Annotated in this window: 22 protein-coding genes and 2 pseudogenes; 6 read left to right on the forward strand and 18 right to left on the reverse strand. The window is 57.9% G+C overall.

Features of this window, described 5'->3' with window-relative positions; all coding sequences use genetic code 11:
- The gene (gene aceF / locus A9G05_RS21105; RefSeq protein WP_069562813.1) at nt 1-1,932 is read left to right on the forward strand and encodes a dihydrolipoyllysine-residue acetyltransferase; all 1,932 of its coding nucleotides are present in this window, start codon (nt 1-3) and stop codon (nt 1,930-1,932) included.
- Between the two features lie 181 nt (nt 1,933-2,113).
- Here aceF and A9G05_RS21110 read toward each other — a convergent pair whose 3' ends face one another.
- Nucleotides 2,114-2,644 carry a hypothetical protein gene (locus A9G05_RS21110; RefSeq protein ID WP_107328978.1) on the reverse strand — a complete coding sequence of 177 codons (531 nt, stop codon included), beginning with the start codon at nt 2,642-2,644 and terminating at the stop codon, nt 2,114-2,116.
- Between the two features lie 80 nt (nt 2,645-2,724).
- On the opposite strand from A9G05_RS21110, the gene A9G05_RS21115 reads away from it, so the two are divergent.
- Entirely contained in the window at nt 2,725-5,424 is a 2,700-nt protein-coding gene (locus A9G05_RS21115) for a bifunctional diguanylate cyclase/phosphodiesterase (RefSeq protein ID WP_069562814.1), read from the forward strand.
- 63 nt (nt 5,425-5,487) lie between these two features.
- Entirely contained in the window at nt 5,488-6,135 is a 648-nt protein-coding gene (gene msrA / locus A9G05_RS21120) for a peptide-methionine (S)-S-oxide reductase MsrA (RefSeq protein WP_069562815.1), read from the forward strand.
- 63 nt (nt 6,136-6,198) lie between these two features.
- On the opposite strand, the gene A9G05_RS21125 is transcribed toward msrA, so the two are convergent.
- Nucleotides 6,199-7,038 (reverse strand): 23S rRNA (adenine(2030)-N(6))-methyltransferase RlmJ, encoded by an 840-nt coding sequence (locus A9G05_RS21125; RefSeq protein WP_069562816.1) that lies wholly within the window; start codon nt 7,036-7,038, stop codon nt 6,199-6,201.
- Between the two features lie 138 nt (nt 7,039-7,176).
- Here A9G05_RS21125 and A9G05_RS21130 point away from each other — a divergent pair, with 138 nt between their 5' ends.
- A complete protein-coding gene (locus A9G05_RS21130) occupies nt 7,177-8,979 on the forward strand; it encodes an acyl-CoA dehydrogenase (protein WP_069562817.1) in 1,803 nt (600 codons plus the stop codon).
- A 56-nt stretch (nt 8,980-9,035) separates the two neighbouring features.
- Here the strand turns inward: A9G05_RS21130 and A9G05_RS21135 are convergent, their stop codons facing one another.
- From A9G05_RS21135 to A9G05_RS26765, 3 genes are all read right to left on the reverse strand, one after another.
- Complete coding sequence (locus tag A9G05_RS21135; RefSeq protein WP_069562824.1) at nt 9,036-9,494, reverse strand: hypothetical protein; 459 nt, start codon at nt 9,492-9,494, stop codon at nt 9,036-9,038.
- A 688-nt stretch (nt 9,495-10,182) separates the two neighbouring features.
- The gene (locus tag A9G05_RS27425; RefSeq protein ID WP_139131209.1) at nt 10,183-10,575 is read right to left on the reverse strand and encodes a hypothetical protein; all 393 of its coding nucleotides are present in this window, start codon (nt 10,573-10,575) and stop codon (nt 10,183-10,185) included.
- An 816-nt stretch (nt 10,576-11,391) separates the two neighbouring features.
- Nucleotides 11,392-11,670 carry a hypothetical protein gene (locus A9G05_RS26765; RefSeq protein ID WP_083265710.1) on the reverse strand — a complete coding sequence of 93 codons (279 nt, stop codon included), beginning with the start codon at nt 11,668-11,670 and terminating at the stop codon, nt 11,392-11,394.
- Nucleotides 11,671-12,081: 411 nt separating this feature from the next.
- Here A9G05_RS26765 and A9G05_RS26775 point away from each other — a divergent pair.
- A pseudogene (locus A9G05_RS26775) lies at nt 12,082-12,417 on the forward strand (transposase); the annotation flags it as partial.
- 659 nt (nt 12,418-13,076) lie between these two features.
- Here A9G05_RS26775 and A9G05_RS27430 read toward each other — a convergent pair.
- From A9G05_RS27430 to A9G05_RS27440, 3 genes are all read right to left on the reverse strand, one after another.
- The gene (locus A9G05_RS27430; RefSeq protein ID WP_139131210.1) at nt 13,077-13,472 is read right to left on the reverse strand and encodes a hypothetical protein; all 396 of its coding nucleotides are present in this window, start codon (nt 13,470-13,472) and stop codon (nt 13,077-13,079) included.
- Between the two features lie 214 nt (nt 13,473-13,686).
- Nucleotides 13,687-14,052, reverse strand: coding sequence for a hypothetical protein (locus A9G05_RS27435; protein ID WP_139131211.1), 366 nt, complete (start codon nt 14,050-14,052; stop codon nt 13,687-13,689).
- A gap of 442 nt (nt 14,053-14,494) precedes the next feature.
- Complete coding sequence (locus A9G05_RS27440; protein WP_139131212.1) at nt 14,495-14,860, reverse strand: hypothetical protein; 366 nt, start codon at nt 14,858-14,860, stop codon at nt 14,495-14,497.
- A 209-nt stretch (nt 14,861-15,069) separates the two neighbouring features.
- Between A9G05_RS27440 and A9G05_RS26780 the strand changes: the two are divergent.
- Nucleotides 15,070-15,450 (forward strand): annotated as a pseudogene (locus A9G05_RS26780) (acyl-CoA dehydrogenase C-terminal domain-containing protein); the annotation flags it as partial.
- A 175-nt stretch (nt 15,451-15,625) separates the two neighbouring features.
- Here A9G05_RS26780 and A9G05_RS26785 read toward each other — a convergent pair.
- From A9G05_RS26785 to A9G05_RS21170, 10 genes are all read right to left on the reverse strand, one after another.
- Nucleotides 15,626-16,024 carry an Imm7 family immunity protein gene (locus tag A9G05_RS26785; RefSeq protein WP_083265709.1) on the reverse strand — a complete coding sequence of 133 codons (399 nt, stop codon included), beginning with the start codon at nt 16,022-16,024 and terminating at the stop codon, nt 15,626-15,628.
- A 102-nt stretch (nt 16,025-16,126) separates the two neighbouring features.
- Nucleotides 16,127-16,351, reverse strand: a complete 225-nt coding sequence (locus tag A9G05_RS28560; RefSeq protein WP_205895119.1) for a restriction endonuclease fold toxin — start codon at nt 16,349-16,351, stop codon at nt 16,127-16,129.
- A gap of 80 nt (nt 16,352-16,431) precedes the next feature.
- Nucleotides 16,432-16,779: a hypothetical protein gene (locus A9G05_RS21150; RefSeq protein WP_069562820.1), complete on the reverse strand. Its 348-nt coding sequence runs from the start codon at nt 16,777-16,779 to the stop codon at nt 16,432-16,434.
- Nucleotides 16,780-17,163: 384 nt separating this feature from the next.
- Nucleotides 17,164-17,520: a hypothetical protein gene (locus A9G05_RS26795; protein ID WP_083265707.1), complete on the reverse strand. Its 357-nt coding sequence runs from the start codon at nt 17,518-17,520 to the stop codon at nt 17,164-17,166.
- On the reverse strand, nt 17,517-17,945 hold the full coding sequence (locus tag A9G05_RS26800) for a cysteine peptidase family C39 domain-containing protein (RefSeq protein ID WP_256548474.1): 429 nt from the start codon (nt 17,943-17,945) through the stop codon (nt 17,517-17,519). The genes A9G05_RS26795 and A9G05_RS26800 overlap by 4 nt, the downstream gene beginning before the upstream one ends.
- A gap of 100 nt (nt 17,946-18,045) precedes the next feature.
- Nucleotides 18,046-18,303 carry a hypothetical protein gene (locus tag A9G05_RS26805; RefSeq protein ID WP_083265705.1) on the reverse strand — a complete coding sequence of 86 codons (258 nt, stop codon included), beginning with the start codon at nt 18,301-18,303 and terminating at the stop codon, nt 18,046-18,048.
- 9 nt (nt 18,304-18,312) lie between these two features.
- Nucleotides 18,313-18,585, reverse strand: coding sequence for a hypothetical protein (locus A9G05_RS26810; RefSeq protein ID WP_240923043.1), 273 nt, complete (start codon nt 18,583-18,585; stop codon nt 18,313-18,315).
- Between the two features lie 96 nt (nt 18,586-18,681).
- Nucleotides 18,682-19,059, reverse strand: a complete 378-nt coding sequence (locus A9G05_RS21160) for a hypothetical protein (RefSeq protein WP_240923042.1) — start codon at nt 19,057-19,059, stop codon at nt 18,682-18,684.
- Nucleotides 19,056-21,623, reverse strand: coding sequence for a DUF637 domain-containing protein (locus tag A9G05_RS28215; RefSeq protein WP_069562822.1), 2,568 nt, complete (start codon nt 21,621-21,623; stop codon nt 19,056-19,058). Before A9G05_RS28215 ends, A9G05_RS21160 begins: the two co-directional genes overlap by 4 nt.
- Nucleotides 21,538-25,954: hemagglutinin repeat-containing protein (locus A9G05_RS21170; RefSeq protein WP_171902735.1), on the reverse strand; the 4,417-nt coding region annotated here is incomplete at its 5' end. The genes A9G05_RS21170 and A9G05_RS28215, both read right to left, overlap by 86 nt.

The raw sequence follows: 25,954 nt of genomic DNA on the forward strand, positions 1-25,954 counted from the left end.
ATGAGTGAGTTGATTCGCGTACCCGACATCGGCAGCGGCGAAGGTGAAGTGATCGAACTGTTCGTCAAGGTCGGCGACCGCATCGAAGCCGACCAGAGCCTGCTGACCCTGGAGTCCGACAAAGCCTCCATGGAGATCCCCGCGCCAAAGGCCGGGGTAATCAAGAGCCTCAAGGTCAAGCTCGGCGACCGCCTCAAGGAAGGCGACGAACTGCTGGAACTGGAAGTCGAAGGTGCCGCCGCAGCCCCGGCTCCGGCTGCTGCTCCGGCCGCCAAGGCCGAGGAAAAGCCCGCTGCCGCACCGGCCCCGGCCGCTTCGGGCTCCAGCGTGCAGGACGTCCACGTGCCGGACATCGGCACCAGCGGCAAGGTCAAGGTCATCGAAGTCATGGTCAAGGCCGGTGACACCGTCGAAGCCGACCAGTCGCTGATCACCCTGGAGTCCGACAAGGCCTCCATGGAGATCCCCTCCCCCGCCGCCGGCGTGGTGGAAAGCGTCATCGTCAAGCTGGACGACGAAGTCGGCACCGGCGACCTGATCATCAAGCTGAAGGTCGCGGGTGGCGCTGCTGCCCCGGCACCGGCTGCGGCCCCCGCAGCAGCCCCGGCTGCTTCGGGCTCCAGCGTGCAGGACGTCCATGTGCCGGACATCGGCACCAGCGGCAAGGTCAAGGTCATCGAAGTCATGGTCAAGGCCGGCGACACCGTCGAAGCCGACCAATCGCTGATCACCCTGGAGTCCGACAAGGCCTCCATGGAAATCCCCTCCCCCGCCGCCGGCGTGGTGGAAAGCGTCATCGTCAAGCTGGACGACGAAGTCGGCACCGGCGACCTGATCCTCAAGCTCAAGACCGCAGGCGCCGCCGCGGCTGCCGAGCCGGCCGCCCAGCAGCAACCGCTGCACCGCGTACCGGAAGGCGCCCACCCGGTGGCCGCCGCCGAGGTCTCGGCGATTGCCTCGCTGTCCGCCGCCGCCGCCAACACCACCGGCGTACCGGCCCGCTCCAGCGGTGCCAAGGTCCACGCCGGCCCGGCTGTTCGCCAACTGGCCCGCGAGTTCGGTGTCGACCTGGCGGCCGTTCCGGCCACCGGCCCCCACGGTCGCGTGCTGAAGGAAGACGTGCAGGCCTACGTGAAGTCGATCATGCAGAAGGCCAAGGACACCCCGGCAGCTGCCGCCGCGCCCACCGGTGGTGCCGGCATCCCGCCGATCCCCACCGTGGACTTCAGCAAGTTCGGTGAAATCGAAGAAGTGGCCATGACCCGCCTGATGCAGGTCGGTGCCGCCAACCTGCACCGCAGCTGGCTCAACGTGCCCCACGTCACCCAGTTCGACTCCGCCGACATCACCGAGCTGGAAGCCTTCCGCGTCGCCCAGAAAGCCGTGGCCGAGAAGGCGGGCGTCAAGCTCACCGTCCTGCCGCTGCTGCTCAAGGCCTGCGCCTACCTGCTCAAGGAACTGCCGGACTTCAACAGCTCCCTCGCCCCCAGCGGCAAGGCACTGATCCGCAAGAAGTACGTGCACATCGGCTTTGCCGTGGACACCCCGGACGGCCTGTTGGTCCCGGTGATCCGCAATGTCGACCAGAAGAGCCTCCTGCAGCTCGCTGCCGAAGCCGCCGCCCTGGCCGAGAAAGCGCGCACCAAGAAGCTCTCCGCCGACGACATGCAAGGCGCCTGCTTCACCATCTCCAGCCTCGGCCACATTGGCGGCACCGGCTTCACGCCGATCGTCAACGCACCCGAAGTGGCGATCCTCGGCGTCTCCAAGGCCACCATGCAGCCAGTGTGGGACGGCAAGGCCTTCCAGCCTCGCCTGATGCTGCCGCTGTCGCTGTCCTACGATCACCGCGTGATCAACGGCGCCGCCGCCGCGCGCTTCACCAAGCGCCTCGGTGACGTACTGGCGGACATCCGCACCATGCTGCTGTAACACCCTTTGCTTCATTGCGAGCACGTCAGGCTCGTACCTCAACCCCGCCGATTGGCGGGGTTTTTTTTGAGTGCGAAACAGAGGTGCAGACAACAACGACCCGCCGCGCAAATGCGCGGCAGGATGCAAGGCAAGGAAGAAGAAAAGAACGGTTGCCAAGGGCCGAGGAAGGCCCCGGAACTCAACCCTTCTGGACGTTGCGGATCAGAAAGCTCAGCGCCTTGGCCAGCTCGCCGGCGCCCTTCACGTCCCGCACGATGGTCAGCAGCGGCGCGTTGCTGCCCGGCGCATTGAAGGTGCAGCTGATGCCGCCACGCGGGCACTCGTAACTGATGCTCGGATCGACGCCGAACACCGGCAGCAAGCGGTTGTGCACCGCCACCCCGGTGCCATTGGCGGCGCGGGTTTCCTCACGCAGCATCAGCTCGCCCGGGCGCGCCAGGCTGAGCTGGTAGCGCAGGTCCCGACGATCCGCCTGGCCAACCTGGTAACCGGCGCTCAAGGCATAGGTACTGAGCAGCGAATTGGCATGGGCGAACAACGCCTTGCGCTCATCGGAGGTCATGTACAGACGCTTCAGTTCGGACAGGTAGCGCGCCTGCTCCTCGCTACTCAGGGCCGGCTGCGTCTCCGCCGCGCGCGCTCCAACGGAAAAAAGCAGCCCACACAGCAACAAAGCCCCACCCAGTTGTCTTGTCAGCCCCATCAGCATGATGCACCCTTGCCCGACGCCAAATTTTAGAAGTGGGCCGAAGCCCGAACTCGGCCAGCATACTGGAACCCACCCGCCCGATGAAAAGCCATCCCGATGCCGCCAGCCGTACGGTGGCCGAGGTTGTGACGCAGTTGCCAGTCCCTTCGCGGCTTGGCCTCATGCGTTTCGAGCGGCTGAACGAGGCCAGTTGGGCGATGCTCTTCCTCGATGCCAGTTGCGAACGCCATATCGGCCTGCCCGCCACCGAGCTCTGCGCCCTGGTGGGCTCGCCCTACGCCAGCCTGATGAACCCCGAGTCGCGCTACCGGCTGCATGACGACATCCAGCAGCAACTGGTCTCCGGCGCCAACTACCAGGTGCACTACCCGCTTCACGGCCCCGATGGCGTGATCCAGCTGCTGGAGATCGGCGAAGCCTTCCAGCAGCACGGCCGGCAGCTGCTGCGGGGCTACCTGCTGCTGGTGGACACTGCGGCAGAGGAATCCGACCACGCCCAGCAGATGCAGGAGCTGGAAGCCCAGAACGCCCGCCTCAAGAGCTCCCTGGAGCTGTATCAGCGCTCCCAGGAAGACCACCTGCAACACCTCATCCGCTCCCGCGCCCAGCAGAGCCTCATCGTCCGCCTGGCCCGCCACCGCTACAGCGCGGGTGACCCGGCGCAGGAAGCCGCACGGTTGATCACCCAGGCCGCCTGCGAAGCCTACGAAGTCGCCCGCGCCTCCTTGTGGATGCTCGAAGGCAGCACCCTGCGCCCGGTCAGCCGCTACCTGCGCGACCAGGGGCACCACGAACTGCCGCCGGCGATGGACGTCAGCCGTTTCCCGCGCTACCTGGAAGCCCTGCACAGTGGCCGCGCCATCGACGCCCACAGCGCCCAGCGCGACCCCCGCACCAGCGAACTGCAGGAGGAATACCTCAAGCCCTCCGGCGTCGTCGCCCTGCTCGATGCCAGCGTGCGCATCGGCGGTGAAGTGGTCGGCGTCCTGTGCCTGGAACACACCGGCGCTCCCCGCGTCTGGCAGAGCGACGAGATCGCCTTCGCCGGCGAACTGGCCGACCAGTTCGCCCAGGTCCTGGTCAACCAGCAGCGCCTCGACGCCACCACCGCCCTGCACCTGTTCCAGCGCGCGGTCGAGCAGAGCGCCAGCGCCTTCCTGCTGGTGGACCGCGACGGCCTGGTGGAATACGTCAACCCCAGCTTCACCGACATCACCCAGTACAGCGCCGACGAAGTCCATGGCCGCCGCCTCTCCGACCTGCCCGCCCTGGAGAACCTCAGCGACCTGCTGTTCGACGCCCGCTCCAGCCTCAGCACCTGCAACAGCTGGCAGGGCGAATTCCGCAGCCGCCGCAAGAACCTCGAGCCCTACTGGGGCCAGTTGTCCATCTCCAAGGTGTTCGGCGAGAACGGCGAGCTGACGCACTACATCGGCATCTACGAAGACATCACCCACAACAAACTGGCCCAGCAGCGCATCGAAAAGCTGGCCTACACCGACAACCTCACCGGCCTCGGCAACCGCCCCTACTTCATCCGCAGCCTCGAAGAGCGCTTCCGCCACGAACAGGAAACGCCTCTCTGCCTGCTGCTGGTGGACATCGACAACTTCAAGCGGATCAACGACAGCCTCGGCCACCAGACCGGCGACAAGCTCCTGGTCAGCCTCGCCCGGCGCCTGCGCAACACCCTGAGCCCCGGCGACATCCTCGCCCGCTTCGCCAGCAACGAATTCGCCGTGCTGCTCGACGGCGCCGACCTGGAGACCGGCCAGAAGACCGCCGGCCAGATCCTCCGCACCCTGGACAAGCCCCTGTTCGTCGACAACCAGCTGATCAGCGTCACCGGCTCCCTCGGCCTCGCCTGCGCCCCCCAGCACGGGCGTGACCCGCAGACCCTGATGAAGCACGCCGGCCTCGCCCTGCACAAGGCCAAGGCCAACGGCAAGCACCAGCTGCAGCTGTTCACCGAGACCCTCAACGCCGAGGCCAGCTACAAGCTCTTCGTCGAGAACAACCTGCGTCGCGCCCTGGCGCAGAACGAGCTGGACGTCTTCTACCAGCCCAAGCTGTGCCTGCGCAGCGGCCAACTGCTCGGCATGGAAGCGCTGCTGCGCTGGCAGCATCCCGAGCGCGGCATGATCCGCCCGGACCAGTTCATCAGCGTCGCCGAAGAGACCGGGATGATCATCCCCATCGGCAAATGGGTGATCCGCGAAGCCTGCCGCATGAGCCGCCGCCTCAGCGCCGCTGGCCTCGGCCAGGTGCAGGTCGCCATCAACCTCTCGCCCAAGCAGTTCAGCGACCCCGACCTGGTGGGCTCCATCGCCGCCATCCTCCAGGAAGAGGAACTGCCCCCCGCGCTGCTGGAACTGGAGCTGACCGAAGGCCTGCTGCTGGAAGCCACCGACGACACCCGCCTGCAGCTCAACCGCCTCAAGGCACTCGGGCTGACCCTGGCGATGGACGACTTCGGCACCGGTTACTCCTCCCTGAGCTACCTGAAGAAGTTCCCCATCGACGTCATCAAGATCGACCGCAGCTTCATCAACGACATCCCCGACAACTCCGACGACATGGAAATCACCGCCGCCGTGATCGCCATGGCCCACAAGCTCAAGCTCAAAGTCGTCGCCGAAGGCATCGAAACCGCCGCGCAACTGGGCTTCCTGCGCCGCCAGCGCTGCGACGTCGGCCAGGGCTACCTGTTCGACAAACCCATTCCCGGCGCCCAGCTCATCGAGAGCCTGCACCGCTACCCCTGCCGCACGGCTCACTGACGCCGCTGTAACATCAGGACCCGAAGCGGGTCTATCGACCAGCCCCATCCTCAGGAGAACGCCATGGTCCTGCGCTCACAGATCCTCGCCCACAAGATCGAACTGCCCACCGCCGCCCAGGCGCTGCCCGGCCGTGAGACCCCGATGCCAGTGCCCGAAGCTCATTACGTCAACGGCCACCCGCTGCAAGCGCCCTTCCCTGCCGGGCTGGAACAGGCCGTGTTCGGCCTCGGCTGCTTCTGGGGCGCCGAGCGGCGCTTCTGGCAACAGGAAGGGGTCTGGAGCACCGCCGTCGGCTACGCCGGAGGCCACACCCCCAACCCCACCTATGACGAAGTCTGCTCCGGCCTCACCGGGCACACCGAAGTGGTGCTGGTGGTATTCGACCCGCGCGTGATCAGCTACGAACGGCTGCTCGCCGTGTTCTGGGAGGCGCACAACCCCACCCAGGGCATGCGCCAGGGCAACGACATCGGCACCCAGTACCGCTCCGCGATCTACTGCACCAGCCACGCCCAACTCCAGGCCGCCCGTGCCAGCGAAGCACGCTTCCAGACCGAACTGGACAAGGCCGGCTTCGGCGCCATCACCACCGAGATCGCCGAAGCACCGGCCTTCTACTACGCCGAGGCCTACCACCAGCAGTACCTGGCCAAGAACCCCAACGGCTACTGCGGGCTGGGCGGCACCGGCGTCTGCCTGCCGGCCTGACCCCGAGTACTGATCGCACCCTGAGCGCCGCAGCGGCAACGCCATCGGCGCTGCGGAAGTCTGCTAGCCCTCGGCGATCAGCCAGTCCAACCGCCAGTCGCCCTGGCTCTGGGCCAGTTCACCGGCCAGCCAGGGCAGCACCTCGCGCAGCTCCTCCTCCAGGCCCCACGGCGGGTTGGCGATGGCCAGCCCCGAACCGTTCAGGCCGATGCTGTTGTCCGTCGGGTGCACCATCAGCTCCGCCCGCAGCAGCTTGGGCGCACCGGACGCCGACAGCCCCTGGTAGAAGCGCTTCAGCTGGCGCTCGTCCTTGATCGGGTACCAGATCGCCACCACCGTCTGGCGCATCCGGCCAATCGCCTCCTTCAGCGCCGTCACGCAGCGCTCCAGGTCATCGGCCTGTTCGAACGGCGGATCGATCAGCATCAGCGCGCGCTTCTCCGCTGCCGGCAGCAGCGCCCGCGGCAGGTGCCAGCCATCACCGAGGCGCACCGTCACCCGGCGATCACCGGCCATGTTCTCCTTCAGCGCCTGGCCGTCTTCCGGGTGCATCTCGTTCAGCACCAGACGGTCGTGGGGGCGCATCAGCCGGCGCGCCACCTCAGGCGAGCCCGGGTAGTAGCGCAGCGCACCCGACGGGTTCAGCGCGGCCACGGTGCCCAGGTAGTCCGCCAGCGGAGCCGGCAGGTCATCGCGGCCCCACAGCCGGCCGATGCCCTCCTCCCATTCGCCGGTGCGGCTGGCCTGGTCGCCGGCCAGGTCATAGAGGCCGACCCCGGCGTGGCTGTCCAGGTAGGCGAAGGGAGCGTCCTTGCGCGACAGCAGGGCGATCATCCGGGCCAGGGCCAGGTGTTTGAGCACGTCGGCGTGGTTGCCGGCGTGGAAGGCGTGACGGTAGTTCATGGCATGGTTTCCTCGCGAGGCGCGCAGTTTACCAGCCGCGACCCAGGCCGGGTTTGGCCGCTGCATCACCCTCATGGATGTTGCTAGGCGGCCTTCATTCACCAATCTAGACTCCGGGCATTCCACCGGAGACCGACCATGTCCGAGACCCTGCTCAGCTCCCGCAACCTGGCCTTCGAACTCTATGAAGTGCTCGATGCCGAAGCCCTGACCCAGCGCCCGCGCTTCGCCGACCACAACCGCGAGACCTTCGACGCCGCCCTCGCCACCGCGCGCGGCATCGCCGAAGAGCTCTTCGCCCCGCACAACCGCAAGAATGACGAGCACGAGCCGCAGTACGTCGACGGCGCCGCCCAGTTGATCCCCGAGGTCAAGCCCGCGCTGGAAGCCTTCATCGAAGCCGGCTTCCTCAACGCCACCCGCGACTTCGAGGTCGGCGGCATGCAGCTGCCCAACCTGCTGTCCCAGGCCTGCTTCGCCCACTTCCAGTCCGCCAACGCCGGCACCGCGTCCTACGCCATGCTCACCATGGGCGCCAGCAACCTGATCGAAAGCTTCGGCAGCGAAGAGCAGAAGGCCCGCTTCCTCGCCCCCATGATCGAAGGCCGCTACTTCGGCACCATGGCGCTCACCGAGCCCCACGCCGGCTCCTCCCTGTCGGACATCCGCACCCGCGCCGAACCCCAGGCCGACGGCACCTACCGCCTCAAGGGCAACAAGATCTTCATCTCCGGCGGCGACCAGCCGATCTCCGAGAACATCGTGCACATGGTCCTGGCCAAGCTGCCGGACGCCCCGCCCGGCGTGAAAGGCATCAGCCTGTTCATCGTTCCCAAGTTCCTGGTCAACGACGACGGCAGCCTCGGCAAACGCAACGACGTCATCCTCGCCGGCCTGTTCCACAAGATGGGCTGGCGCGGCACCACCTCCACCGCGCTCAACTTCGGCGACAACGGCGAATGCGTCGGCTACCTGGTGGGCAAGCCCCACCACGGCCTGTCCTACATGTTCCAGATGATGAACGAGGCCCGTATCGGCGTCGGCATGGGCGCCATCATGCTCGGCTACGCCGGCTACCTGTACTCACTGGACTACGCCCGCAACCGGCCCCAGGGCCGCCATGCCGACGGCAAGGACCCGAGCAGCCCGCAGATCCCGATCATCCAGCACACCGACGTACGCCGCCTGCTGCTCACCCAGAAGGCCTACGTCGAAGGCGCCTTCGACCTCGGCCTGTATGCCGCGCGCCTGTTCGACGACACCCAGACCCTCGCCGACGACAGCGCCCGCCAACAGGCCCACGAACTGCTCGACCTGCTCACCCCCATCGTCAAGTCCTGGCCCTCCGAGTTCTGCCTCAAGGCTAACGAACTGGCCATCCAGGTCCTCGGCGGCCACGGCTACACCCGCGAATACCCGGTGGAGCAGTACTACCGCGACAACCGCCTCAACCCCATCCACGAAGGCACCCACGGCATCCAGTCCCTCGACCTGCTCGGGCGCAAACTGGCGCAGAACAACGGTGCTGGCCTCAAGCAGCTCAACCGCCTCATGAACGAGACCTGCCAGCGCGCCGCCGCCCACAGCAAACTGGACGCCCTGCGCCAACCGCTCGAGCAACTGCTCGCCCGCCTCTCCAGCGTCACCCTCGCCCTGCTCGGCGACCTGATGCAGGGCAAGGTCGCACAGGCCCTGGCCAACTCCGCGCTCTACCTCAACAGCTTCGGCCACGCCGTCATCGGCTGGCGCTGGCTGGAACAGGCCATCCGCGCGCAGGAAGGCCTGGCCAACGGCAACCCCGCCGACACCGAGTTCTACAAAGGCAAACTGCAGGCCGCCCGCTTCTTCCTCACCTGGGAAGTGCCCGGCGTCCACCACGCCCTGGCCATCCTCGAAGCCCGCGACGACACCTGCCTGGGCATGCAAGCCGACTGGTTCTGAGTCCAACCGGACCTTTCACGCCCCGCGCACATGCGGGGCTTTTTTATGGCTCGCGGTCAGTCCTCAGCCTTCAACAGCACATACGCCTCACCGCCAGCCCGGTCATGGGCAAGGATGAAAACCTGGCCACCCAGCGTGATCTTCGCAGGCGAGGTTTGCGCAACCGGCGTACTGGACAAATCACGAGCCGCGTCCAGCAATTGCCGGGTAAGGTGCTCGTCCCGCTGTGAAGACGTGGTCACGACACACTCCTTCCCTGCCTGGATCTGAACGCCCAGGCTCTTGTCCGCCTTGAAGCCGGCCATCATGAAGCCCATATCGCCCACCTCGACGCCCACCGCCTTGGCGGCAGTCGCTGCCCGGGAAAAGTCTGGCGCAGTCTTCAGGCAGATTTCACGGAACGCCTGAATAGCGGCAGAGGGTGTGTCATCGGAAGCAACCGGAGAAGTCATCGGGCCTTGATTGGAACAGGCAGCCATCAGAGCGACGGCTGTGATAAGAAAAGTACGCTTCATATTCTTTATACCCATTGAATTCAGCCTTAAGCCCCTACCACAAACCATCTACTCAGACTTGCCCTCAAAATAAATCAAGAGACTTGGCTTACGACTAGGCAACTCTTCCTCAAGCTTAGAAATTAGTAGAGAAGCAGAGAAATTATCACATTTTATTCGCAAGCCATCCGCCACTTCACAAATATAGAAACTCTGAAAAAAGGCACTTGCCACCTCATCGATTACTTTCCTAACAACCTCACGATCCTCCTGATCACAGCCCTCTACCACTAAATACCCCCAAACGGGCGGTATGAACATCGCTTTTGAAATATCAATCTCCTGTATCAAAACCCCACAATGGGTACATCTTACTGGGTCTGTAGACTCCATAAGACAACTGTGACACTCATACAAATTTTTAGATTTTTTCAATCTTTCACTCCGAATAAAAATATCCCGACAGACCAATCACACCATTGCATCAACTGTTAGAAAAATACTTCATCAATTACAGCGACAATATAAAGACAACCAGAAAATAAAATTAGCGGCATCAGCCAGACCTTCGTTATTATTCGAACAAACTAAAAAATATTATCAACCACCCCAGAACCTTACAATGTACGGAGAGTGCCGATTGGTCAGATCAAAATCTTAATCATTAAGTGCCTAGCTGCCTTACTCCAAAAACAGAACAAGAACCACTTTACCCAAAGTAAAAATACTCTTCATTATCGTCGCACATCCTTTTAACACCAGACACCACTCCATTCCCCCCTACATAAACCCAACCCTCACCAACGGGATCTGGAATATAACACTCAACTCCCAGAACAGAAGATGCAGATATTATTTTTCCCTTTAAATCCGCAGCACTCATCTCACACCTGAACAGCTGCAGCAACATAGCAGCCTCCCCATAGACGTACGAAAAAACACATAGACATCTGCAGCTGGATAAATCCAGCGCACCAGCCCTTTCATAAAACTCAGCATCCTGAAAAACAACGACCTCATCCACGGAAGCGCCCACGACCAGAGCAATGAAAGCCCTTAACTCTTGGAGAGAAACTCTATATCTCAACAAAAAATCAATCATTATTTATAATCCTCCAAACCTTCCGTTTATTCGGTCCTTCAAATCTGTGGATCGCGCGTCGGCACTTGCTGACGAGTGCGGGAGAGATGTGTCTGTAATGCAGGGATTAGCCGGCGCGAGGTGCTCGCGCCGGCTGGAAACTCAGAAGTGGGCGGGTGATTTGGCCATTTTTATCGACTTTTTCAAAAACTGCAGGTGCTGAAGACAGCCATCTACTCCGGCTTACCCTCAAAATAAATCAAGAGACTTGGCTTACGACTAGGCAACTCTTCCTCAAGCTTAGAAATTAGTAGAGAAGCAGAAGAATTATTACATTTTATTCGCAAGCCATCCGCCACTTCAGAAATATAGAAACTCTGAAAAAAGGCACTTGCCACCTCATCGGTTACTTTCCTCACAATCTCACGATCCTCCTGATCACAGCCCTCTACCACTAAGTACCCCCAAACGGGCGGTATGAACATCGCTTTTGAAATATCAATCTCCTGTATCAAAACCCCACAATGGGTACATCTTACTGGGTCTGTAGACTCCATAAGACAACTGTGACAGTCATACAATTTTTTAGACTTCTTCAATTTTTCACTCCGAATAAAAACAGCCCGGCAGGCCAATCACACCACTGTATCAACCATTAGAAAAAATACCCCATAAATTCCAGCGACACTATAAAGACAACCAGAAAATACAGTTAGCGGTATCGGCCAGGCCTTCGTTATTATTCGAACCAACAGAAAAAAGGTTATCAACCGTACACCCACCGAACCTTACAATGTTCGGAGAGAGCCGATAATCTACCAATGCGAGCAGCCTTGTTCAGAGTCTTTCTAGTGGATCCCAAAGAATTCTTTTTACATAAGCCCTAGCCTCTTCTTCAGTTTCAAAATCCAAAACCTCGTACTCATCATTATTCAGCATAGCCCGCCAAGATATGCTCCCATCTCCAAAAGCCTCAGATAGCTCATGCTTCATTATCTCCTCCTTGCCACTTACCTTTAATCCACTAACATAGATATTGATAGCTGCATCTTCTGGAAGACTGAAATCCGTGACAAAAATAGTCCGCAGCATGTGGCGAATGTTTTCATATTTCATGATTCATAACTCATCATGGAAGTGGTGCAGGAAATATAGTAATTGTTTCCCATACATTTTTATTAGGATTAAACTGATATACCCCCTCTACACTACGCAGACCATCAACCCTAACTGGCGCACCATGCGCCTCCAAATTCGCAGTTTTATTACCGCCACTCAAAACTGTTCTAAAGCCCCTACCAAGATCAACGCCGACATCGCCCACATCACTAACATTCACTCTAATCACACTCTGCCCCGGCTGGCGGGCTAGAGCCTTCTGCAGGGCTCCACCATTTCTAATGGTTTGATCAGCAAAGACTAGCAGTTCATCGCTATGGAAGGCGGAAGATAGCGGAGGAACCGAAGGACCGACATCACTATTAGGCTTGATAGAAGACTTTGCGCGGAGTATTAAGTCACCATCCAGTACACTACCGCCACGATGCCAACGGGATAACTCCTCGCTTCCTGCTTTCAAGCCAGCGACTTTCCCCATGTACAGCTACTCTTGGATCAGGTACGTATCCCCGGAAAGTCGGGGCGGCCTGAGCCGGGGTACCTAGACTTTTTGATCGACCGAGATATCGGCAGCGCAACATCATCGAGCAGATGTTCGGCTGGCTAAAAGAGAACCGAAGAATCGGTACCCGTTACGACAAGCTCGCCAAGAGCTTTACTGCAATGGTCACACTGGCTTGCGCGCTGCGATGCCCACATAAGAATTTCTGTATATATAATATTATGCCACTGAAAAAATATTAAGCATCTAACCAGAAAATACCTGTCCCGACTTACCCTCAAAATAAATCAACGGGCTTGGCTTACGCCCTGAAAGCTCCTGCTCCAACCTAGGGATTAGCAGGGAAGCGGAATAGTCGTTGCATTTCACAAGCAACTTACCCGCAACCTCGGAAATATAGAAATTGTGGTAAAAGGCATTTGCTACCTCACTCGCAATACGCCTAACCACCTCAAGAGCCTCCTGATCAAAGCCTTCCACCACGACATACCCCCCAATGGGCGGTATGAACATTGCGTTTGTGAGATCAAGCTCCTCTATCGACGCTCCACAATTGGTGCAATTTAAAGGATCTGTAGACTCTCTCAGACAGCCATAGCACTGATACAGCTTCGCAGTTCTTTTCACTTTCCCTAAACCTCGAACAAATAAAAACGCACACCGCAACCCAATAGAACAACCACATCACTACATAAAACATCTACGACAACCAATACAACAACAAGCCAACCAGAAAAATATAATCTACAGCCTGCCAAAGCCCTTGCAATCCAAAAAACAACAAAAAGCCTCACACAGCATGCAACCGCGTTACCACATAGCTAGCAGAAGAGCAGGGAAAACTCAAAAAAAGAAGAATAAAAATCACTAAACCATTAACTCAGCAAACCACTGCTGAATCCTAATAGTAATCGAGCCAATCGCTAGATTTTATCCCTCTCTTACTGATAAACTCCTGATACTTGGCCCTATGCCGCTCTGCGCTGCCCTCAATAGCGATTTGAACAAAGCCACCCCCTCTCTCTTCCACCGACATTGAAATCACTTTGACTACTCTCTGCACGCTGCTTGTAATAACGCCACAAACTCTAGCTCGATGAAATATAAAGCTATTACCTCCTCCCAATGGCAAAATCCGCTCCAATACCGAAAAAATTATTTCTGGCTCAGACACTTCCATTCTCTGAGAGCTCTCACAATTTTCAACCTGCTCGGCCTGATCAACCTGAACAAGATATAGCTTAAAATCAATTATTATCAGCCACCCATTTACTACAACAGAACCGCCTGCCATCATATTTAGCTCTTAATAGTCAAACAGTGAAAACCAAGCCTCCAACCCCATACTTCAACAGAAGACTCTAAATGATCCGGCCACCATACGAATACTTCCAATCCCCACAACTAACTTATGCATAGAAATCTACTTGAGCAGAATTCTACCTAACACCTCGTAGACAAGAAAAATCCTGACCCTATTTTCAAAAACGGCAGGCACTGAAATTGACCACCTACTCCGGCTTACCCTCAAAACAAATTACGATATCTGGCCTACACCCACGCAGTTCATCTTCCAATTTAGGTATCAGTTTAGCGGCAGCAATCTCGTTGCACTCTATTACTAGAGCGCCATCCACTTCAAAAGTAGAGAAATTCTGATAGAAGCGATTCGCCACCTCATCTATCACACGGTTCACAGCATCCAGCTCTTCTTGATTAATGTCATTGATTACCACAACACCCCAAACAGGCGGGATCACCATCGCACCTGAAAGATCCAACTTCCTGATTAAAACCCCACAATTCGTGCATGTTACTGGATCTTTAGACCCCATCAGGCAGCTATGGCACGCATATAAGCGCGTTGCTTTTTCCATTAACCTTTTCCACCTCTAATCAAAATATGGGCAACTGCAGAAGACTAGAGCATAGGTCACACCGAGCTGAGCGTCCGACCTAGGTAATGCTGTTTTTGCTATCGATCCAGCGGAGGTACATTGATGTTTTCTGCCGAATACAGCAGAGATTTGCTTTGGATCAAGGAAGCGTTAACAGCCAAGTCATATTGGTGGCGAGAACACTTGAACGAGCGAGCGATCTGAACCACTTTGGTCAGTTTTTAACTAACAATCAGCAGTGCCTAAAACCAACCAAGAGCGCGAGCACTTGATAAGCAATAATTAACCTTTACCTCATGCTTCGACTTAACCCATGAAAAACCTTGACTCCACCACTATAAACTTCACATCATCACCATTGAAAAAAAATTTAGTTTTATGGGCATGCGAGCCTTAGTCACACCATCTAAGAAATATTTGTTCAGCCCCATCTGAAATCAGGCTCTATTGAATACCGAACCCCAGCAGACTCAAGAATCTCTTTAACTCGAAGCACATCAATTGCTTGACCGGAAAGCACTACAAAGCGCCCCCCTTCAAGAGCCTTTCTAGACTCCAAGAAATTTAAGCCTGACACTTCAGCAACCGCTCTTATATGAGCCCCACTCTTAAAATCCCCATCACAGTGGATATCATATTCTTGTTCATCAACCCTGATTTCTGGAATCTGGGTAGTCACCAATGACCACTCACAATCAACACACCTTAAACCTTGAGCACTCCCCTCATTAAAAGCTTCTAATCGCCCACCACAAACTTCACATGCAAGAGAAGACATTTTGTCCATTATAGTCTCCTAGGACTGAATACCTTGAGCTTACCTTGCTTCAAAAAAATCTGGCGTATTTACAGTGGAGATCTTTTATCTAATGATGCGCGCGGCGCAACCACCATCTGCCCATCACCATAAGCCCAAACTAGGTTGGTAGGCGCCTCAACCGGAACGCCCATTTTATTGGCCAAATTCTGAGCAAAGCTGCTATCACAAGCGCCTAGGCTTGCCAGCGCGCCGCCGCCCATAGCGAACTGGACGCCCTGCGCCAACCGCTGGAGCAACTGCTCGCCCGCCTCTCCACCGTCACCCTCGCCCTGCTCGGCGACCTGATGCAGGGCAAGGTCGCCCAGGCCCTGGCCAACTCCGCGCTCTACCTCAACAGTTTCGGCCACGCCGTCATCGGCTGGCGCTGGCTGGAACAAGCAATCCGCGCGCAGCAAGGCCTGGCCAACGGCAACCCCGCCGACACCGAGTTCTACAAAGGCAAATTGCAGGCCGCCCGCTTCTTCCTCACCTGGGAAGTGCCCGGCGTCCACCACGCCCTGACCATCCTCGAAGCCCGCAAAGACACCTGCCTGGGCATGCAAGCCGACTGGTTCTGAGTCCAACCGGACCTTTCACGCCCCGCGCACATGCGGGGCTTTTTTATGGCTCGCGGTCAGTCTTCAGCCTTCAACACCACATACGCCTCACCGCCCGCCCGGTCATGGGCAAGGATGAAAACCTAATGGCGCCCAACCAACGAAAATTAAATCTGCCCCCTTTTTTCCCTGTAAATCATTCGTCCTCAACGACAGGTATTACTGGCGACAGAAACGGATCTAAAAAAATCTCGCACTTTCCTCTTTTGATTACTCTGACTGAAAACACACCGCGCCCATATTCAGTACTTGCCTGCTCATCGTACTCATAGATTAATCCATATGCCCCAGCAAAGTCTTTCGTCACAATGCTAACTACTTTTTGTAGGTCTTCGGCTTCAGTGCGCCGCCTATTAGGAGTGGCGTTTAACACAAGGGTATAAGCGCCATTCATTAGTAAAATTTCACATCTACCGCTTGACCATCCAAAGCTGGATAATTCATTTTTCAATTTTTTAACTTTTTGATCCACCCCCCCTTCATCCATTTCCGAAGGGGATTCGGATAATTTAATCCAACCATGAAATTCATACATAAATTATCCCCTTACAATGGAGTCCTATCGATTACTGGCTCTATACCGTATCGCCTTCCATACTCATTTAATTTTTCAATAACTGCCGGATTAGGAGCACCATCAAAATGGAAATAAGACTTTCGGCCTAATTCTACAGCAGCTTCCAAAGGTACCTTTAGCTTGGTTACGGAACGCACTTCCCATTTGGAAATTAGCAGGCTTTGTTTTCCCTATAAACTCATCACTAAAGACATAAAATTCGCGATCTTTAAATTTACCAGGAAATTTTACTGAAGAAATCCCACCCAACCTTGCTGCGATGGCGTCTGCTGCGGGGTCATTCACATTGACCTTTGTATACTTTGCAAAAACTTCCTTCCCACCCCTCGTAGCAGGACCAGCTACCTCTTTTTGACCAACTCAAATTATGCGTTACGCAATGTCCACCACCGACAACTCACGTCAGGTTCAAGCATCACCCAAGCCTCTGATGTCGAGGTATAGATATCAAAAACGACATGAATCCCTGCTCCCGCGTCATCCCGAAAAAGCTCAATAAACTTCACACTTTCCGAAGTAATGATAGCCAACTCCTGCTCAGCAAACCGCAGCACGACCTGAAACGACCCCATTACAGCGCTGAAAGAAAAATCAACCTCCAGCTCACTACTGCCAGATTTTTTTATGTAGCGACATAACGACAAACTTGGGTCAATCTCGACCGGTTCAATACCAAATTCTTCCAAAAAGTCATTGATGCTTGGAAAGTCCACCCCGGCCTCCTTAATGAATAGGTATGATTGTGCTAAGTTTTCGAGTCCCGTCCTCAAGAACTTGAAACGTACTCTGAAAATTCGCGGCCTTGCCTGATGGCTCCATAAGCAATGATTCCCTAACCTCAAATTTTCCGAACTGGTTAGTGAACGTATTCACCACGTTGCCTTCGGTTTTAACCGAAAGAGCCAAGTGCTCAGTCAGCATTTGGTAACCACTTGCATTATCTGGAACACCAAGCCTCTTCATCTCAAGGGCGAGTTGATTCGAACGAGCGGCGTTGTGGGAATTGCTAGCCACACGCCCAAATAGATAGTCAAACTTGCCCGACGCTATCTCTAACCCTTTTGGACCAACCTGTCAGTAAAGCCCATCAAAAACCGTCACTCTTCGTCCCAAAAATTCCCTGGCGGCGCATACTCACCATCCTTCAAGACAACACACCACCCGAAGTTCGTATAAAACATTTCTAGCCCAATGATTTTATAAACATCAGGCTCAATTCCCCTCAAGGTAATCAGACTGTTCGCATAGTGCGTATATTGCCCTCCCCCACCAGCAATAGCTCTTAACTCCAACTCATTACGATCCCATTCAGATACAATTCCGGATGCCTCAGGAACAGTATCCGAAAAAGAAATCTCAAATTCTTTAGATATTTTGCACAAGCAAGGAATTCGCTCCTGCCTGAGCAATTGCTCAGTGTGCATATTTTGGGGGAAGCTAATTTTTAATTTCATTTCAAAGCACTCCGAGGAACAACAACCTCACCCGAAAAATTTCTTTCAAAGGTACTAACAGGACTGAAATACTGCGTACCATGCGGGTCACGAATAGCCACAACAGAAATGCCATTTCTAGTTGTAACCCCATCCACCACAACAAAATGGGAAAAACCAGAGCCTGTAGTCTTGTCAACAACTCGAACAACTACCGGAGTTCCATTTGAGGTATATCTAGCCAAATCAGCGACATTTCTGTTCCCAAAGGCACTTGCAGGAACACCTTCAGCCTTCATCAGGCTAGCAACATCCTGAGCAAAAATTCCTTTTTCAGAGGGCGGGAGCTTTTGGATAAGAGTGCCTACATCAACTTCCTTGCCCAACGTATTCAGAACCATCCCACAAGAGTTGTGACCGCAAGTAGGCACAGGTCCTTGATTCACGACCAGACGATCACCGCCTCTCGGTATCGCATCATCAAGCAACGGATTTCTAGCGCCCGTGCCTGCAACATCTCCAGCCGTCCCTGTCGCTTTTGGACCATTAACTCAAGCCGCACGCTTCTAGGAAAAATGGCAGCGGAATCACTTGCTCACTGCCAGCCCCTGAAGATAAGACATCTCCTAAAGTAGCCGTACCAAACTCAAAATCCAAAGCAACATCAAAACAGTTAAACTCAAAACTTCTTGTAGCAACCTGCGCCTCTGGATTTATAGACTCTCTCACAGCGGCTGCAAGCACCTCTCTTACGGAGTCGCTAAGCTCCTGTTCCAAAAAAGCACTAAGCAAATCATTTTTCATGGTGCATTCTCATTTGGGGAAGGCCGTGTTTATTATCCCATCCCGAACATTCACCTTCAGAGTGCTGGTTGGTTTCCCAGAAACATCTACACCAATAATCTTGCCAACGTTATACTCTACTACATATCCACCCGGACCATTGGGAGTTACCTTCCCGTACCTCAAAGCGCTATCCACATAGTTCGAAACATCTTTTAGAGATGTACCAGCAGCAAACTTACTTGTATTGGAGAATCCGGAGTCAGGGCCATGGCGATAGAAGACATGTTCAATACCTGTCATCAGCCCACCATGCTTATAGGTGTTAGAGCTCCAAGATGCATCGATTTGACGGGGTGCCGGCAACGCTTTTAATGGTTCAGTCGCTTTTGGACCAACTTACAGTTCAATAAAGTCAAAAACCTTACCAAACAGCCGCTCAATATCTGGCCTTACCCCAAGAGACGCAAGTGCTTTATCCGTCGTCAAAGGCATGTCGTAAGGCTCAAACCCTCGACGGACAGCAATACCATATAAGGCATACTCGTCATCTTCCGCATGCTCCCAATGGGGGACATAGCCAATTACCTGATATATCTTAAAAATTTCATCATGAAAATCCATCAAGTCGTACAAAAATACAGGGGCGTCATCTAGCGATAGTGCTTGAGCGCACCACGTATTAAACTCATCCCTGCTTATAGCCCCACAAAAAAGACAGGTGATAACAAACGCTATCAGCTCATCGCTGAAGCAACCAGTCTCACTCAGATTCACATTCCACCTCCCATGGCTTCGCCACCGATGTGCCCCGTCTTTGAATGAATCAGTTCAGGGACTAACTGCATTCGCCCACTATCCTGATGGTGATGCCACGTATAGCCATCAATTTTCTTTGCCCCTGCGTTAATCTGCTGAAGCTGCTTAGCAGTAAAACTTGAGGCTTTCACTTGACCTTGCTGAATCGCCCCTAACAAATCTTTGGTCGCAAGTTTCATCTGCCCTACATAGCTCGCAGATTTGAAGACATCAATTGATATCCGCGTATCAAATGCAGCCACATCATCAAATATAGGGAAGCCCCTGTTATCGAATACGATCCCCGTTACCGGATGGCGCTGCCCGGCAAGATGCACATTTCGACCATCGACTGGCGGAACCGTAGTGGAAAGAACATTGTCGCGCCCATAATTAGACTCAAGCTCATTTCTGGTGGTTTGCGGATTGTACGGAGCCTCGGAGCCTTTACCTTTTGGACCCTCCGTAGCATGCACCACACACCCACCGGCCCCACACTGCAGGCACGGCCCTGTATTGTGCACCCACGTTTTCAGACTCCCTACATAGAAGGTATGTCCTATATCCACTGTCAGGTTATAGGTCACGCCCTGGGGCTGGACCATCTCGATGGACTCGACCCGTATGGACGCGTCATTGCTGCTGCCATCGCCTAACGACTGCAGTTCATCCCCTGCCTTCAGGCTGATCGCTGGTACGAAATCTTTGCGAGCAGGCACATAGAAGGGGTGACCCGGAGTAACCAGCAGAGTGTCGGTCTGATCCTTGCCTAGGGCGTTCAGTCTCAATCGGTAGATTGCCTGGTCAGTCCGCACGTGCGTGGCGGTGACCGCTGCGGCAAAGGGCTTACCGCCCTTCTCAGGTTTGCTCCAGACGATGTCGCCGGCCTTGAGGGTTTCGATCGCCTTGTCGCCGTCCGGTGTCGAAACCATGGTTCCTGCGGCAAAGCAGCATGGCTTGACCAGCTTCCCAGTGGTGGTCTGGTTGGAGTATTTGGCTAGATCCTGTTGAGAGGGGGTGATCTTGCCCGCCTCCAGCTTTCTGAGCTTCGCACTGAGTTCCTCGATAGCGATGACGGTCTCGGCAGCCTTGGTACTCAGCTTGCTCGCACCCGCCGCCTTGAGGACGGTTGCCAGCCGCTCGAGCTTGGCCAGCTTGGCAGTGGGCCCCAGTGCGTCCCAGATACCGGGTTCGACTATCTCACTGAGCGCTTGCCCCAACTCCGCAACGACCTTGAAGTTTCCGGCATATTCCTGCTGTAGCTTCTGTATCTCCCGAACTTCCACGGGCAACTGATTGATTTGCCCATCCATATTGGCAATGAGTTCGTCCAGCTTCTTCTGCGTATCTTTTATATAGAGCTCGCGCGCCTCTGCATCCAACTGGGCCTGAAGCTCCTGCGGACTCGCCGACTTTAGATACTCCTCACGCTTTGCCGCATCTCGGGCACTTGCATCTCTGGCCTTGTCACTGGCCATATCAAAAAGAATATTCTTGACGTCCTGGCCATCCCGCCATTGTTGATTGGAAAACTCTTTTTCCAATACAGCACTGGCATAGCGATCCTGGACTTTGTCCATTGCCGCTCTGCCCTCGGCTACTTCTCGCTCGATCTGCTCACAATTCCCGTTTGCCCGGCAGTTCTTCAGACGCTCGGTATTCTCCGCACTGATCTTTTGGTACTTGGCCTTGATCTGCTCACAGGTGCCAGCCTGCTCACAGCCATCGAGCTCTCGAACAAGGGCCTGGACATCCTGATGGCGCAGATAGTTATTGGCCGTCGCGTTGGCCGCAACCGCGGCTGCAATTTCCGCATTGCCATCTGACATACCTGCTGCCAGGGCACCCACGAGTTGGGAGATGACCAGCAGCTTCTCCCGCCCTTCCCGGTACGCATCGCTGGTTTTATCGAGGTCGGCTGGCAACACATGTTCGCCAATCCACTTGAGCATCAGCTCGTTGGCGCCAGCGGCGATAGCACCGGTCCGGAAGTCGCCACCCATGGCTTCGGACAGGAGGCCACCTAACGTCGCGTGGAGTGCGACCTTCTCGAAGCTGCCCGTCTCAAGACGCAATCCACCGATGACGTCGGCACCTGCGGCGCCTGCAATCGCAACGGCGTTGGCAACTGCTGCGCTTTTGAGGTTGTCCTTGAGGCTGCCGCCATAAACGGCAGTCTTAACACCGGCTTGAACTGCAGTGACCTTGGCCACCTGGCCGACACTTTGCCAGTTGAACCCCATTGAGCCGGGGCTGTAGTTCCCCACCAGCCCCGCTGTCACGCCGCCCACCACATACCCTTTGACGGCGTCCTTGGAGGTCATGTCCTTGGCGATTGCGCCCAGGTTTCCGCGGTTGTTGATGGTGCTGATGGTCCCCTGTACGGCAGCAGCCTGGAATGCGCCCTGAGCGACCCCTCCTACTACCGTTCCGGCTAAGCCGCCCTCAACGGCACCGCTAACCGTAGAAGCAATTACGGATCCAGCACCGGCAGTCAGGTAGGTGACGATGATCGCGATGATGATCTGCGCCCCGCCACCCAACCCCGAGTGGCTGTACTTGAAGGAGTCGTGTACCTCCTTCACGCGTCGCCAATCGATGTCGCCACGCTTCTCGGCATCCTTGATGCCACGCCAGTTGCGGGTCAGCACTGACCATGACGTCGATGGTCTCGCTGACGGTCTTCTGATCGATCTGCTTGATGTCGATCTTCAAGCCTTCAACCGCCTTGATGGCGATCTCGCCCTGGGCAATGAGCTGGCTCTGCAGCACCGTTTCATCGGTATTGCCTTTGCCGCTCATGGAGTTCCAGACGAAGCTGCTCTTGCTCTTCTCGTGACTCTCCTGATGCAGGTCCTTCACCGCTTCGAAGGTGATGGCGCCACCACTGTCCAGGGTCAGGTTGCCGCCACTTTCGAGGCGAGCACGCTGATAGAGCTGGTCGCCCTCACTGACCAGAGAGAGGTCACCCCCTGTTGTGATGGTGGTGCCGACATTTCGGACATCGGTCACTTCGTCGCGCTGGCTCTTCTTGGCGCCGAAGGCTCCCTTCTTCTTCATGTCGTACAGGTGGTAGTCGCTGTCCTGTCCGGCAGTCAGGGCCAACTGTTCGCCGGCATACAGGTAGGCCTCTTCACCGGCCTTGAGCTGGCTGGCGCTGAGCAGCAGGTTGCCGCCCGCCTCGATATCGAGGCCGCCACCCGCTTCGATCACTGCTGCCTGCTGGCGGACGGTGCTGTCTTCCTTGTTGACCTTCTTGCCACTGCGCTTGTAGCGGTACTCACTGCTGGTCTCGTCGGCTGCCGCGGCGATGGTGATGTCGCGCTCGGTCTCCAGGCTGACATCGCCCCCCGCCTTGACGGTGCTGGCAATCACGGCGAGATCCTGCCCGGCGCTGGCATCCAGATCCCCCCCCACCTGCACATCACTCCCATGCTGGGTGGTGCTGGTGGTGCTCCAGAAATGGCGCTTGTCCTTGCGCATGCTGCCGTTTTCCTCGGCAGCAGAGGCGATGACCAGGTCGTTGCCGGCCTTCAGGGTGGCGTTGCCGCCGGCCTTGAGGCTGCCGCCGATATTCTGGATGTCCTTCCCGGCGGTGAGGGTCATGCTGTTGCCGGCCTCGATGCCGGCTGCCTTGTCCACCACGCTGGTGAGCTGGCTGAAGTTCCTGCCGCTGCGGGACTCCTGGCTGATGGTGCGCTCGTTGGTGATGTCGCCGGTGAGGGCGATAGCGCTGACATCCTTGCCGTTGATGAGGCCGCCACGGGCATTGCGGATGCTGTCGGTGGCGAGCAGGGACAGGCGCTCGCCGGCCTGCATCAGGCCGCTGTTGCTGATGTTGAGGGCCGAGGCCTGGAGGCTGTTGCTGGCCCGCAGGGTGCCGCTGTTGGTGAGGGTGGTGCCGCTGATCAGCGCCACGTCGCGGCCCTGGATCAGCGCGCCGCTCGGGGCCAGGCGGTCCTTGGCCTGGGCCAGGTAGAGCACCGGTACCAGCACCTTCTGCCCACTGACCTCCTGCTCCTCCATCCACACGATGTCGTGGGTCAGCGCGGCGACCTGCTCTGCGCTCAGGGCGATGCCCGGGGCGAGGTTGAGGCGCTCCTTGCTGGCGAGGGCGTTGTCCATCAGGTACTTGAACTGGGCCTCGTCGGAGGCCAGCCCATCCAGGAAGCGCTTGCCGGTACGGGCGATGACCGCCTCCCGGAGCAGGCGCTGCTCATACAGACCGTCCCCCAGGCGACGCTGGGTCTCGTCCGGTTTGAAGCCCAGGCGGTCCAGCAGGTAGCTGGAGTTGATGAAGCCCGACAGGCTGGCGAAGACCGGGTTGGTCTCGATCAGGTAGGGGTGGCCGGGGTTGGTATTGACCCGGAACAACCCGTTCTGCCCCTGGGGCAGACTGAACCCGGGCAAGGCGACGGGGTTGATGGCCTGCTGCTGGGCGTCGGGTGCCAGTTGGGCATTCAGCCGGACCACCAACGGCTGGCTGGAATCGGAAACCTGGCTGTCCAGGCTGCGGCTCGCGCCGGCCTGGGGGGCCTGGCCGGTGATGACGGCATCGTTGGTGAGCGGCTGGGTCGCCTGGATGCTCACATTGCCGCCCGCCTGGATGATGGCCGGCGCAGCGGAGCCGGTCGGCGTGCGGGTTTCGATGTCGCTCACCAGGTTCCAGGCGTACAGCGCGCCGGGCATCTCCTTGGGCATCGGACGGGCGTTGTAGGGGTCGATGTAGTTCCCGCGGAAACGCTCGTCGGTACCGTCCGTGACGCGCCCGGTGTTGAAGCGGCGCGTGCGCTCGATGGTGCCGCTGGCCGCGCCGGTGTTGTCCAGGCTGGTGGCCACGATGGCGATGTTGCCGGTGGCGCTGAGGCTGCTGTACAGGTTGCTGACCGCACCGCCCTGGATGTCCAGGTTGCCGCCCGAGTTGATCCGGCCGGCGGCGGAATCGCTGGCGACGATGGTCTTGAAGCGTTCGGTGGCCACGTAGTCGACGTTGTGGTGGTCACCGCTGCAGTCGTAGCAGACCACGCTGATGTAGCCGTAGGTGAGCTCACGCCCCTCGACGAAGGTCTCTTTGCGGTTGCTCAGCACGGCGGCCCGCAGGCTCATGTCGCCCGAGCTTTCCAGCGTCCCGGAGATGTTCTCCAGGCGGGTCAGTTGGGCCCCGGCATCATCCCTCGCAACGCTCAGGCTCCCCAGGCTGTAGAGGTCCCCCAGCAGGTTGGTCAGGCTGCCGGTGCGCAGCACCATGTCCGCGCCGCTGAACACCAGGCCGCGCTCGTTGCGCAGGCTGTCGCTCTCGATGCGTAACGCCTTGGTCGCGCCGAGGGTGCCGCGGTTGTCCACGCTGCCGGCCTTGAGCAGCAGGTCGCCGGCGGCGCTGAGCTGGCCGGCGCTGGTGAGTGCGCCACCCAGGCGGAAGTCGCCGTTGCCGCCGCTGCGCAGTTGGGCGCCGCTGCCCAGTTCGGCGCTGGCGGCGCTGACGGTCATGTCGCTCTGGCTCTTGAGGCTGCCGTTGCCCTGGTAGCGGCCGCCGAGGGCGAGCTGGAGCTTGCCCTGGGTTTCGATCAGGCCGTCGTTGGTCCAGTCGGTGCCGCTGGCGGTGATGTCGTCGATGGACACCAGTTGCCCGGTGGCTGTCTGGGTGAAGCGGCCGACCTTGAGGTCGATGCGCTGGGCCTGCAGCAGGCTGCTGTTGGTCCAGTCGGCTACGTCGAGGCTGAGGGTGCCGTTGGTGAGGAAGCGGCCGCCGGCCTGGCCGACGTCGGCCAGGTTGAGGCCGAAGCCCTGGTTACCGACGTGGCGCAGGGTGCCGCCCTGGTTGCTGAGCTGGGTGCTGCTGAGGCGGAAGGCGGCGTTGCCGATTTCCACCAGGCCGTTGTCGTTGTCGAAGCGCCCGCCGAGGCGGAAGACGCTTTCGCCGCTGCGGCCCAGGGCGCGCAGTTTGCCGTTGGCGTTGCGGGCGTCGTTGAGGTCGAGGCTGAGGGTCTGCGCGGCTTCCACCAGGCCGCCGCTGTTGTCGAGCAGGCCGCCGAGGGTGAGGTCGATGGTGTCGGCGCCGAGGCTGCCGCTGTGGTTGCGCAGGCTGTCGGCGTTCGCCGTGAGGCTGTGCTTGGCCTGGATCTGGCCGTTGTCGTTGAGCAGTTCGCCGCGGGTGAGGCTGAGGTTGCCCTGGGTGGCGGTGATGTGGCCTTGGCTGTTGTCGAGGCGGGTGCGGGTGGTGAGGTCGACGCTGTCGCCCTGGAGGCGGCCGGCTGTGTTGTCGAGGGTGTCGCTGCGGGCGGTGAGGGTGCCGTTCTGGGCGATGAGGCGCCCTTGCTGGTTGCGCAGGTCCTGGGCGTCGACGGTCAGGGCGCCCTGGACGGTAAGGAGTTTGCCGTTGCGGTTGTCGAGGGTGCTGGCGGTGGCCTTGAGTTCGCCGCTGTCGGCCTGGACGGTGCCGCTCTGGTTGTCCAGGACGGCGGTGTCGAGGGTGAGGCCGTCGGCCTTGGAGAGGATGAGGCCGCCCTGGCGGTTGTCGAGGGTGCTGGCCTTGATCTGGGCGCTGCCGGTGGCGACCAGTTTGGCGCTCTGGTTGTCGAGGGTGGCGAGGTCGGTGGTGAGGCGGCCCTGGGCGTGTACGGTGCCGCGGTTGCGCAGGGTGCCGCCCTGGATGTCGAGGACGCTGGCGGGGTTGTCGCTGTTGGGGCTGCCGTCGCTGCTTACGCCGGCTTCGAGGCGGCCGGGGTTGTCGATGTGGGTGGCGTTGAGGCGCAGGTCGCCGCCGGCGGCGAGGCGTTCCTGGTTATTGAGGGTGCCGGTGGTGAGGCGGGCGTTGCCGCTGGCGTAGGTGCTGCGGGTGAGTTCGATGTCGGTGGCGTTGGCGGTGAGGTTGCCG

The organism is Pseudomonas sp. ENNP23 (genome assembly GCF_001728945.1).
Taxonomy (GTDB): domain Bacteria; phylum Pseudomonadota; class Gammaproteobacteria; order Pseudomonadales; family Pseudomonadaceae; genus Metapseudomonas; species Metapseudomonas otitidis.

Excerpts from the sequence above, each read along its gene's own strand:
- A9G05_RS27425 (WP_139131209.1), bottom strand. The coding sequence starts at position 10,575 with ATGATTGATTTTTTGTTGAGATATAGAGTTTCTCTCCAAGAGTTAAGG.
- aceF (WP_069562813.1), top strand. The coding sequence starts at position 1 with ATGAGTGAGTTGATTCGCGTACCCGACATCGGCAGCGGCGAAGGTGAA.
- A9G05_RS27430 (WP_139131210.1), bottom strand. The coding sequence starts at position 13,472 with ATGATGGCAGGCGGTTCTGTTGTAGTAAATGGGTGGCTGATAATAATT.
- A9G05_RS26810 (WP_240923043.1), bottom strand. The coding sequence starts at position 18,585 with ATGACAGGTATTGAACATGTCTTCTATCGCCATGGCCCTGACTCCGGA.
- A9G05_RS21135 (WP_069562824.1), bottom strand. The coding sequence starts at position 9,494 with ATGAAGCGTACTTTTCTTATCACAGCCGTCGCTCTGATGGCTGCCTGT.
- A9G05_RS21110 (WP_107328978.1), bottom strand. The coding sequence starts at position 2,644 with ATGCTGATGGGGCTGACAAGACAACTGGGTGGGGCTTTGTTGCTGTGT.
- A9G05_RS21125 (WP_069562816.1), bottom strand. The coding sequence starts at position 7,038 with ATGAACTACCGTCACGCCTTCCACGCCGGCAACCACGCCGACGTGCTC.
- A9G05_RS21115 (WP_069562814.1), top strand. The coding sequence starts at position 2,725 with ATGAAAAGCCATCCCGATGCCGCCAGCCGTACGGTGGCCGAGGTTGTG.
- A9G05_RS26765 (WP_083265710.1), bottom strand. The coding sequence starts at position 11,670 with ATGAAATATGAAAACATTCGCCACATGCTGCGGACTATTTTTGTCACG.
- A9G05_RS21130 (WP_069562817.1), top strand. The coding sequence starts at position 7,177 with ATGTCCGAGACCCTGCTCAGCTCCCGCAACCTGGCCTTCGAACTCTAT.
- A9G05_RS26795 (WP_083265707.1), bottom strand. The coding sequence starts at position 17,520 with ATGAAATTAAAAATTAGCTTCCCCCAAAATATGCACACTGAGCAATTG.
- A9G05_RS26785 (WP_083265709.1), bottom strand. The coding sequence starts at position 16,024 with ATGTATGAATTTCATGGTTGGATTAAATTATCCGAATCCCCTTCGGAA.
- A9G05_RS26805 (WP_083265705.1), bottom strand. The coding sequence starts at position 18,303 with ATGAAAAATGATTTGCTTAGTGCTTTTTTGGAACAGGAGCTTAGCGAC.
- msrA (WP_069562815.1), top strand. The coding sequence starts at position 5,488 with ATGGTCCTGCGCTCACAGATCCTCGCCCACAAGATCGAACTGCCCACC.
- A9G05_RS27435 (WP_139131211.1), bottom strand. The coding sequence starts at position 14,052 with ATGGAAAAAGCAACGCGCTTATATGCGTGCCATAGCTGCCTGATGGGG.
- A9G05_RS27440 (WP_139131212.1), bottom strand. The coding sequence starts at position 14,860 with ATGGACAAAATGTCTTCTCTTGCATGTGAAGTTTGTGGTGGGCGATTA.